Here is a 3,345-nt window from a genome sequence, read left to right on the forward strand (position 1 = left end):
GCCCATCTGACCGTCTCCGACCTGCCGTTCGGCGGGGTCGGCGAGAGCGGCATGGGCAGCTACCACGGCCGGTACTCGCTGGAGACGTTCAGCCACCGCAAGGTGGTCCTGGACGTCCCGCTCGGCTGAGCCCGGTACGACGGCGAGGGCGCGACCGCTTCTCCGCGGTCGCGCCCTCTCTGTGTGTGAGGTGCCGCGGCCCTAGACCCCGGCGTAGGAGTGCTTGCCGGTGACGAAGATGTTCACGCCGTAGTAGTTGAAGAGCCAGCAGCCGAAGGCCACCAGCGCCAGGTAGGCGGCCTTGCGGCCCTTCCAGCCGGCCGTCGCGCGGGCGTGCAGGTAGGCGGCGTACGCGACCCAGGTGATGAAGGACCAGACCTCCTTGGGGTCCCAGCCCCAGTACCGGCCCCAGGCGTCGCCCGCCCAGATCGCGCCCGCGATGATCGTGAACGTCCACAGCGGGAAGACGGCCGCGTTGATGCGGTACGAGAAGGTGTCCAGGCTCTTGGCGGCCGGCAGCCGCTCCATGACGGAGGTGGCGAGCCTGCCCGGCGTCCCGCCGCTCGCGATCTTGCTCTCGTAGCTGTCGCGGAAGAGGTAGAGCAGTGTGCCGACGGCACCGAGGTAGAAGACGGCACCGCAGATGATGGCGGTGGAGACGTGGATCCACAGCCAGTAGGAGTGCAGCGCGGGTACCAGCTGGTCGCTGTCGGTGTAGAGCGTGGTGGTGGCGATGCCCAGGTCAAGCAGGACCGTGGTGACCAGCAGCAGACCGATCCAGCGGACGTTCTTCCGGAGGGCGAGGAGGACCAGGTACGCGCCGACGGCCACCGTGGAGAAGGTGATCGAGAACTCGTACATGTTGCCCCAGGGGGCCCGCTGCACCGACAGGGCGCGCGCGACGACGCCGCCCGCCTGGACAGCGAAGGCGACGACGGTCAGGGAGACCGCGATACGCCCCCACAGGTCGCCCTTGAAGGTGCCCCCGGCCGCTCCGGGCCCGTCGGGGACGTCACGGGTGCCGGACGCGGCCCGGGTGACGACCTTGGGCCGCTCCAGCACGGAGGTACCGCCCTGGGCGCTCCTCACCTGCACCGAGGGGGCGGCGGCGGTGGCCGGGTCGTGCTTCAGCGCGGCGGCCGTGCGGCCGACCTTGCTGCGGCTGCCGAAGATCCATTCGGCGATGTGCGCGAAGAAGGCCAGGGTGTAGACGGCCATCGACGAATAGATGAGCACATTGCTGGTATGTGCCAGGTTCTCGTTGGTTGCGGCGGCGAGATTCACTTCTCAGCCCCTTCGGCAGGTTCTTCGGAGGGTTGTTCGGACACGGGATCGGGTGCGGTGGGTACCGCGGTGTGGAGCGCGTCCGCAAGCACGGCCAGCTCCTCGGGGAGCTTCGCGGACTCGCTGCGGCCCAGACCGGCCATCTCGACGACGGTGACCCCGTCCGCCCCCCGCACGGCCCGCACCCACACACGGCGGCGCTGGATGAAGAGCGAGCCGGCGAGTCCCGCGATGGCGGCGACGGACCCGGTGAGGGCCCAGCCGGCGGCGGGCTGCTCGGAGATCTGGAAGGTGGCCCACTCCTCGACGCCCTCGAAGGTGACCGAGCCGGCGCCGTCGGGCAGCTTCATGGTCTCGCCGGGGCGCAGCCGCTGCTTGAGCTGATCGCCGTTGCTGTCCTTGAACGCCGTCATCTTGGACGGGTCGAGCTGGTAGACGTTCTGCGCCAGTCCGGAGTCGACGCCGAGGCTGCCGTGGTAGCCGTTGAGGGCGAGGACCGGGTAGTCGAGCGCGGGGAACTGCGAGAACATCGTGCCGCTGCCCTCACCCGCGAAGGTCGGGACGAAGAACGCCTGGAAGCCCAGCTGGGTCTTCTCGCCGTCGGCGTCCCGGTAACCGTCCATCACCTTGATCGCGCCGGTGGAGGTGATGTTGTTGTCCTGGGGCAGCAGCGGCACGGCGTTGCGGTAGACCTCCTTGCCCCTGCCGTCCTTCACGGAGATGACGGGCGCGTAGCCGTGGGCGTTGAGGTAGACCTTGGTGCCGTCGACGACGAGGGGCTTGTTGACCTTGATGACCCGCTTCTGCGGCTTGCCGTCGACGCCCTCGGAGTACGTCACGTGGGCCTCGAAGGTGCGCGGGGTGCCGCGCTGGGGGCCGGTGCGCTCGTAGGTGCCCTTGAACTCGTCGAGGTCGAAGCTGAAGGGGACGAGGTCGTCGTCGCTGAAGAGCGTGCCGGGCCTGAAGTTGTTGTACTGCGTCTTGGTGTTGGCGAACCCGTCGCCCTCCAGGATGAGCTTGCCGCCCTCGAACTTGAAGAGCTGCCCCCAGCCGAAGGCCACGAGCATGACGATCAGCGCGATGTGGAAGAGCAGGTTGCCGACCTCGCGGAGGTAGCCCTTCTCGGCGGCGACGGCGTCCCCGACGGCGTGCGAGCGGAAGCGCCGCTTGCGCAGGACGGTGAGGGCGGCCTCGCGGACCTGCTCGGGCTCCGCCTCGGTGCGCCAGGTGGTGTACGCGGGCAGCCGGGTCAGCTTCTTCGGGGCGCCGGGCGGGCGGCCGCGCAGCTGGCCGACGAACTGGGCGGTGCGCGGGACGATGCAGCCGATCAGCGAGACGAACAGCAGGATGTAGATCGCCGAGAACCACACCGAGCTGTAGACGTCGAAGAGCTGGAGCTTCTCGTAGAGCGGGCTGAGGGTGGTGTGGTCGGCCTTGAAGGCCTCCACCTTCATCTCGTCCACGCTGTTCTGCGGGATCAGCGAGCCGGGGATGGCACCGAGCGACAGCAGGAAGAGCAGGATCAGGGCGACCCGCATCGAGGTGAGCTGGCGCCAGAACCAGCGGGCCCAGCCGATGGCGCCCATGGCGGGTACGGAGGAGGCGGACTCCTCGCGCGGCGCGGTCGAGAGCTGCTCTCCGGCCGTGGAGAGCTCACGCTCGTCCGTGGTGTTCAGGTTGCTCATGAAAACTCAGATCCCCACAGTGAAGCCGTCGGACCAGACCCGCATCTCCTGGATGAGCGTGTCCCAGGCGCCCGTCAGCAGGAGGACACCGGTCACGATCATCATGCCGCCGCCGATCCGCATGACCCAGGTGTAGTGGCGCTTGACCCAGCCGAAGGCGCCCAGCGCCTTGCGGAAGGCGACCGCGGCCAGGACGAAGGGGACGCCGAGCCCGACGCAGTAGGCCACGGACAGCAGCGCCCCGCGCCCCGCGGTCCCCTGCTGGAACGCGAGGACCTGGACCGAGGACAGGGTGGGGCCCAGGCAGGGCGTCCACCCGATACCGAAGAGCGCGCCGAGCACCGGCGCGCCCACCAGTCCGGTCACCGGCTTCTTT

Annotated in this window: 3 protein-coding genes; all 3 read right to left on the reverse strand. The window is 69.2% G+C overall.

The features are described from left to right. Positions 1 to 201: 201 nt before the first annotated feature. Entirely contained in the window at positions 202 to 1,284 is a 1,083-nt protein-coding gene (gene ccsB, locus IH13_RS0116100; protein ID WP_031084994.1) for a c-type cytochrome biogenesis protein CcsB, read from the reverse strand. Further along, the gene (resB, locus tag IH13_RS0116105) at positions 1,281 to 2,969 is read right to left on the reverse strand and encodes a cytochrome c biogenesis protein ResB (protein WP_031084995.1); all 1,689 of its coding nucleotides are present in this window, start codon (positions 2,967 to 2,969) and stop codon (positions 1,281 to 1,283) included. The genes ccsB and resB overlap by 4 nt, the downstream gene beginning before the upstream one ends. A gap of 6 nt (positions 2,970 to 2,975) precedes the next feature. Then, a partial coding sequence (locus tag IH13_RS0116110; RefSeq protein WP_031084996.1) for a cytochrome c biogenesis CcdA family protein occupies positions 2,976 to 3,345 on the reverse strand: 370 nt, incomplete at its 5' end.

The organism is Streptomyces sp. NRRL WC-3549 (genome assembly GCF_000721935.1).
Classification (GTDB): domain Bacteria; phylum Actinomycetota; class Actinomycetes; order Streptomycetales; family Streptomycetaceae; genus Streptomyces.

Coding starts and splice junctions, on each gene's coding strand:
- resB (WP_031084995.1), bottom strand. CDS start 2,969: ATGAGCAACCTGAACACCACGGACGAGCGTGAGCTCTCCACGGCCGGA.